5 protein-coding genes are annotated in these 6,812 nt (G+C 65.0%); all 5 read right to left on the reverse strand.

Features of this window, described 5'->3' with window-relative positions; translation table 11 throughout:
* Positions 1-13: 13 nt before the first annotated feature.
* A complete protein-coding gene (locus Q0105_RS03035; RefSeq protein WP_298208619.1) occupies positions 14-1,213 on the reverse strand; it encodes an MFS transporter in 1,200 nt (399 codons plus the stop codon).
* Entirely contained in the window at positions 1,210-2,925 is a 1,716-nt protein-coding gene (gene rmuC / locus Q0105_RS03040) for a DNA recombination protein RmuC (protein WP_298208621.1), read from the reverse strand. The genes Q0105_RS03035 and rmuC overlap by 4 nt, the downstream gene beginning before the upstream one ends.
* A 246-nt stretch (positions 2,926-3,171) precedes the next feature.
* Positions 3,172-4,164: a D-glycerate dehydrogenase gene (locus Q0105_RS03045; protein WP_298208623.1), complete on the reverse strand. Its 993-nt coding sequence runs from the start codon at positions 4,162-4,164 to the stop codon at positions 3,172-3,174.
* A gap of 16 nt (positions 4,165-4,180) precedes the next feature.
* Positions 4,181-5,593 carry a sodium:proton antiporter gene (locus tag Q0105_RS03050; protein WP_298208625.1) on the reverse strand — a complete coding sequence of 471 codons (1,413 nt, stop codon included), beginning with the start codon at positions 5,591-5,593 and terminating at the stop codon, positions 4,181-4,183.
* Between the two features lie 65 nt (positions 5,594-5,658).
* Positions 5,659-6,812 (reverse strand): nicotinate phosphoribosyltransferase (gene pncB / locus Q0105_RS03055; RefSeq protein WP_298208627.1); only part of this gene is annotated, 1,154 nt, incomplete at its 5' end.

Raw genomic sequence — 6,812 nt, forward strand, 5'->3', positions numbered from 1 at the left:
AATTTACACCTGTTTACCCCTTTTGTGCCCCCAGGGAGACCCTTCCTGCAATGCCCCAGGCCAGCCGGGAGCCAACCAAGCCGGCCACGCCCACCACCCAGAACAGCCCGGCCACCCCGATCACCGCCCCGGCCGATCCGAACATGAGGGGCATCGCCACGCTGGATGCGTTGATGGCCATCAACCGCAGGCCCAGCGCCTCGCCCTGGCGGTGGGACGGCGTGATCTGGTGCAGCAGGCTCATCACCATAGGCTGCCCCGTGCCCAGCGCCAGGCCCAGCAGCACCGAGCACAGCCCCATGGTCCAGGCGCTGTGCAGCAGCGGGTACACCGCAAAAATCACCGCCGTGATCAGCATGGCGCCCGCCATCACGGCCTGCTCACGCAGGCGGCTGGCCACAAAGGGCATCAACACGCGGATCACGGTGGCGGCGACAGCAAACGAGCCAAAAATGGTGCCGATGACCGACGCCGACAGCCCACGCTCGTGCCCCAGCAGCGGCACGGCAAAGGCGTGCACGTCCCAGCACGATGAGATGAGCCAGTTGACGATCAGCAGGCGGCGAAACGGCGCATCGCCCAGCAAATCCCAAGCCCGCTGGGGCCGGCCGCCGGTGGCACTACCCGCAGGAGCGGGAATGGTCGGCAGCTCTTGCATGCCGCGCACACAAAACCAGCTCAGCAAAGGCAGCAGCGCCAACAGTGCAAACGCTGCACGGTAGCCTTCGATGCTGTCAGGCACGCTGCCCGCATTGTCAATGGCTAGCCCTGCTGCAAAGGGGCCGATGAAGTTGGACACCGCCGGGCCGATGGACAGCCAACTGAACACCTGTTTGAGTTCGGTGGCGTCATGCACGGCGCGGCCCGCGTGGCGCTGCACCGCGATGGTGGCGGCCCCTGCGGCGGCGCCGGTCATCAGGGCGGAGATACACAACACCGGAAAGGTGGGGAACACCACCGCCAGCCCCGCGCCCACGCAGGCCACAGCCACCGAATACGCCACCGGGCGCTTGAGGCCATGGCGGTCGGCATACCGGCCCGCAGGCAGGGCCAAAAACACCTGGGTCACGGCAAACAGCGCCACCAGAAAACCCACGGCCGCCGCGCTGTAGCCCTCGCGCAGCGCCATCAGGGGCGCAGCCAGGCGCATGCCGGCCATGCTGGCATGCACGCAGATCTGTCCGGCGATCAACCGGGCCAATGCGCCGTTCATGGAAGATCGTCCTCGGCGTCCAGCCCTGGCAGCGAGGCCGTGCGGGCGATGGGCAGGGCCGTATCGGGCGCGGGCAAGTCCTGCACGTCGCGCAACTTGCGCTGGATGGCGCGGGTGCGCACGCCCACCTCGTCAAACTTCTTGGCTGCGGCGTCGATGGATTTTTTGGTGGCTTCAACCACGTCGCCAAACTTGGCGAACTCGGTCTTGACCATGCCGAGAAGGCTCCACACCTCGGACGAGCGTTTTTCAATGGCCAGTGTCTTGAAGCCCATCTGCAGACTGTTGAGCATGGCCGCCAGGTTGGCCGGGCCGGTGATCATCACGCGGCAGTCGTTCTGCACGGCTTCAACCAGGCCAGGGCGGCGCATCACCTCGGCAAACAGGCCTTCGGTGGGCAAATACAGCACGGCGAAGTCGGTGGTGTGCGGGGGCGAGACGTACTTGGCGAAAATCTTTCTTGCTTCGAGCTTGATCGACGTTTCAAACGCGTTGCCTGCCGACAGCATGGCCGCCTTGTCGGCCGCATCCTGCGCGTCCATGAGGCGCTGGTACTGCTCCACCGGGTACTTGGAGTCGACGGGCAGCCACACCGGGTGCTCGTCGCTCTTGCCCGGCAGGCGGATGGCAAACTCCACCAGCTCGTCGCTGCCCGGCACTGTCTTGACGTTGCGCGCGAACTGGTCGGGCGTGAGCACGTTGTCGATGATGGCCCCGAGCTGCATTTCGCCCCAGGTGCCGCGCGACCTCACATTGGTCATCACGCGTTTCAGGTCGCCCACGCTGCCCGCCAGGGTCTGCATCTCGCCCAGGCCCTTGTGCACTTGTTCGAGCCGGTCGCTCACCAGCTTGAAGGATTCGCCCAGGCGCTGCTCCAGCGTGGCGTGGAGTTTTTCGTCCACGGTGCGGCGCATTTCCTCGAGCTTGGTGGCGTTGTCGGCCTGGATGGCGGCCAGGCGCTCGTTGAGCGCATTGCGCAGTTGCTCGGCGTTGTGCTGGCTGCCCTGCACCATGCCCGTGAGCTGCTGCGAGACGGCGTCCTGCAGCACCGAGAACTGGTTTCGGATCTGGTTGCCATTGGCTTCGAGCTGGTCCTTGAGCGCGGTGGACACCGTGCCCATTTGCGTCTGGATGTCGGTCTTGAGCGAGTCGAGCGTGCCGCGCGTGGCGGCCGACAGGGCCTCGAAGCGCTCCTGAATGCGCTGCTCGAAAAGCTGGGTGCTCTCGGCCAGCGCCTCGCGCGAGCGTTGGCTGTCTGACGCGAGCGACTGCGCGGTCTGCGTGAGTTCGGTGCGAAAGGCCGCCAGGGCGTCCGACAGCTCCTTGCGCGCCAGGGCAGCCTCGGCCTGGCCCTGGGCCAAGCGTTGCTCGAGCTTGACTTCAAACGCGCCAAAGGCCGCCAGCAGCTCGGTGCGGCCGGTGCGGGATTCGCCCACCGCCTGCGCCAGCCGCTCGTCCACCGCGCCGCGCAGGGTCTCGAGCTGGTGCTGCGTGGCCTGGGTGAAGCCCGTGATCTGCTGCGCCAGCGCCTCCATGGCGCCGTCGTTGCGGGCCACGGCCAGTTGGGTGGCCTGGGCTGTGGATTCCAGTGCCTGCAGGCGCGCCAGCCATTCGGCAGGCAGTTCCACCCGTGGGCGGCGCAGCAGCAGCACGGCCAAAAGCACTACCACCAAAGCCAGTACTGCCAGCAAGACAAGCGTGTCGATAGTCAAGGTATTTACTATTATTTTTATAGCTACTAGCGCTTATCCCTCAAGCGCTAGAGGCCTATTTTGCCTGAGTATGTACATGCCTCAGACGCGTCTCCCCATCCGTTCGCGCTGAGCCCTTCGACGGGCTCAGGACAGGCCTGTCGAAGCCTTGCACGCACACGGCAAGCCCTGGCTTCGACAAGCTCAGCCCGAACGGTTGGATCGGTATCTGAAGAAGGTACATAGTCAGGCTATTTTGCTTAAAACTCAGCCGCGCAGGCCCGCCGCAGGCTGGTTCACCGGCGTGAGCGGCCCGCGCCCGCCAAAGAAGGCGACGAGGTTGTCGGCCGCCAGGTTGGCCATGGCACGGCGTGTGGGCACGGTGGCGCTGGCGATGTGGGGCGTGAGCACCACGTTGGGCACCTCGAGCAGGCCCGGGTGCACGCTGGGTTCGCCCTCGAACACATCCAGGCCCGCCGCCGCGATGCGCCGCTCGCGCAGCGCCACGGCCAACGCTGCATCGTCCACGATGCCGCCGCGCGCGATGTTCACCAGGGTGGCCGTGGGCTTCATCAGCGCCAGCTCGGCCGCGCCAATGGTGTGGTGCGATTCGGCGCTGTAGGGCACCACCAGCACCACATGGTCTGCCGTGCGCAGCAGTTCGTCCTTGCTCACATAACTGGCCTTGCATTCGGCCTCCAGATCGGCGGGCAGGCGCGAGCGGTTGTGATAGACCACCTTCATGCCAAAACCATGCGCACCGCGCTTGGCAATGCCCTGGCCGATGCGGCCCATACCGATGATGCCCAGCGTGCTGCCGTGGATGTCGGAGCCCGCGAACATGTCGTAGCTCCACTTCGTCCACTTACCGGCACGCAGGTAGTGCTCGCTCTCGGTGACGCGGCGGGCCGTGGCCATCAAGAGCGCAAAGCCGAAGTCGGCCGTGGTCTCGGTCAGCACGTCGGGGGTGTTGGTGCCCTGCACGCCTGCGGCGGTCATGGCGTCCACGTCGAAGTTGTTGTAGCCCACGGCCATGTTGGCGCAAATCTTCAGGCGCGGGGAAGCGGCCAGCAGCGCGGCGTCGATGCGCTGGCTGCCGGTGGTGAGCACGCCGTCCTTGTCGGCCAGGCGCTCGGCCAGTTCGGCGGGGGTCCAGATCGCATCGTCGGGGTTGTCCTGCACCTCGAAGTGCTGGCGCAGGCGGTCCACGATGTCAGGGAAGATCGCGCGGGCGACCAGGATGCGGGGTTTGTTGCTCATACCAATCAATCTCCTGTCAACGGAACCAGATGAAGGTCATGACAATGAACAGCGGCACCAGGATGCCGACCGACCACAGCATGTAGCCAAAGAAGCTGGGCATCTTCACGCCCCGGTCTTCCGCGATGGCCTTGACCATGAGGTTGGGCGCGTTGCCAATGTAGGTGTTGGCGCCCATGAACACCGCCCCCGCCGAGACAGCCGCCAGCGTGGGAGCCAGCGTGGTCATCAGCACGGCCGGGTCGCCGCCCGCCGTGTTGAAGAACACCAGGTAGGTCGGCGCATTGTCCAAAAAGGAACTGAGAACGCCCGTGGCCCAGAAGTACATGGCCGGATCGGGCGAACCGTCCGCCCGCGTCACGGCCGACACGACAGCACCGAACGGGCCGTTGACACCGGCCTTGAGCATGGCGATGACGGGAATGATGGTGAGGAAGATGCCCGCAAAAAGCTTGGCCACCTCTTGCATGGGGCCCCAGCCGAACTGGTTGTCCTCATGCACCTTCTTGGGCGTGAGCGACAGGGACAACAAGGTCACGATGATGAGCCCCACGTCGCGCACGATGCCGGGCAGGCCCACCTCGGTGCCCGCGATGTCGAACACCACGGGCGACTTCCAGAAGCCGCTGAGCAGCACCAGTGCCACCACCACGCCCAGCAGCGCGAAGTTGATCTTGCCGTCAAAACCAAAGGCCCGGCTGTCGGGCGTGGGGTCGGGTTTGTTGATCTCCTCGCGGCTGTGATAACACCACCAGTCGATCGCAAAGAAGATGACCAGCAGCGCGCCCACCAAAAAGAGGGTTTCCTGGAAGATGTGGCTCACCGTCCAGAAAAAGTCCACGCCCTTGAGGAAGCCCAGGAACAGCGGCGGGTCGCCCAGCGGCGTGAGCGAGCCGCCCGCGTTGGACACGATGAAAATGAAGAACACCACCACGTGCGCCACATGTTTGCGGTTGTCGTTGGCGCGGATCAGCGGCCGAATGAGCAGCATGGACGCGCCCGTGGTGCCCATGAAGCTGGCCAGCACCGCACCAATGGCCAGGATGGCAGTGTTGAGCCCAGGGCTGCCGTGCAGGTTGCCCCGGATGAAGATGCCCCCCGCCACCGTGAACAGCGCGGTCAGCAGGATCACAAACGGGATGTATTCGGCCAACAGCGCATGCGCCAGGCTGGCCCCGGCAACACCGGGGCCGAACGTGATGGCAAATGGCAGCAAAAACGCCAGGCCCCAGGCGGCCGCGACCTTGCCGAAATGGTGGTGCCAGAAGATCGGCGCCAAAAGCGGCATGAGGGCAATCGACAGCAGGATGCCGGCAAACGGAACGCCCCAGAGAACGGACAAGGTGCTGCCATCCACATCTGCCGCAAAGGCCATGCCCGGCAGTGCAGCCAGAAGACCGGCAAACGCCAGTCCGCGCGAAAATTTCATCTTTGTTGTCTCCATCTCTTTATCAAAAAACAGTGCGCCACAGGCTGCGCCTGGGCGCGGCGCGGTCACACCGGCGTGGGGATCTCGAACACCTGGCGCAGATAGGCCAGGTATTTCTCGTCATCGCACATGCCCTTGCCGGGCGTGTCGGACAGCTTGGCCACGGGCTGGCCGTTGCAGCGCGTCATCTTGATGACAACCTGCAATGGCTCGTGCGCGGGCGGGCTGCCCAGATCGTTGGTCAGGTTGGTGCCAATGCCAAACGCCAACTGGCACCGGCCCCGGAACTGCTGGTACAGCTCGATGGTACGCGGCACGGTAAGCGCGTCGCTGAAGATCAGCGTCTTGGTCAGCGGATCGACGCGGCTCTTGCGGTAGTGCTCCAAGAGGCGCTCGCCCCAGGCAAACGGGTCGCCGCTGTCGTGGCGCGCGCCATCGAACAGCTTGCAAAAATACAGGTCGAAGTCGCGCAGGAAGGCGCTCATGCCGTACACGTCCGACAACGCAATGCCCAGGTCACCCCGGTATTCCTTGGCCCACACTTCAAAGCCAAACACCTGGCTGTCGCGCAACCGGGTGCCCAGTGCCTGGCAGGCCTGCAGGTATTCATGCGCCATGGTCCCGAGGGGCGTGACACCCAGCTTCATCGCATAGAGCACGTTGCTGGTGCCCGCAAACTGGCCGGGGCCAACGGGGGCGCCAGGGCGGCGGTCGCCCGTGCCCAGGCGGGCCACCAACACGCGCAGCACCTCTTCGTGCCACGCACGCGAAAAGCGCCGCCGCGTGCCGTAGTCGGCGATCTTGAGATCGGCCAGGCCCTCGCCCTGCAGCAGCGCGATCTTGGCGTCCAGGCGCCTGCGGCCCTCGGGGAAATCCGGCACCTTCTGCGTGTTGCGGAAATAGACCTCGTTGATGATGGCCAGCACCGGTATCTCGAACAGGATGGTGTGCAGCCAGGGCCCCTGGATGGAGATGTCGATCTCGCCGTTTGGCTGGGGCGTGATGGTGATGTACTTCTCGTTGAGCTTGAACAGCCCGAGGAAATCCACGAAGTCGCTCTTGATGAAGCGCATCGAGCGCAGATAGCTCAGCTCGGCATCCTGGAACCGCAGCCCGCACAGCGAGCGGATTTCGTCACGGATCTCGTTGACGAAGGGCGCCAGTTGCACGCCGGGGTTGCGGCACTTGAACTTGTATTCGACCTGCGCGCCCGGAAACT

The sequence above is a fragment of the Acidovorax sp. genome (assembly GCF_027492855.1).
Taxonomy (GTDB): Bacteria; Pseudomonadota; Gammaproteobacteria; order Burkholderiales; family Burkholderiaceae_C; genus Acidovorax.

Excerpts from the sequence above, each read along its gene's own strand:
- Q0105_RS03035 (WP_298208619.1), bottom strand. The coding sequence starts at position 1,213 with ATGAACGGCGCATTGGCCCGGTTGATCGCCGGACAGATCTGCGTGCAT.
- Q0105_RS03045 (WP_298208623.1), bottom strand. The coding sequence starts at position 4,164 with ATGAGCAACAAACCCCGCATCCTGGTCGCCCGCGCGATCTTCCCTGAC.
- Q0105_RS03050 (WP_298208625.1), bottom strand. The coding sequence starts at position 5,593 with ATGAAATTTTCGCGCGGACTGGCGTTTGCCGGTCTTCTGGCTGCACTG.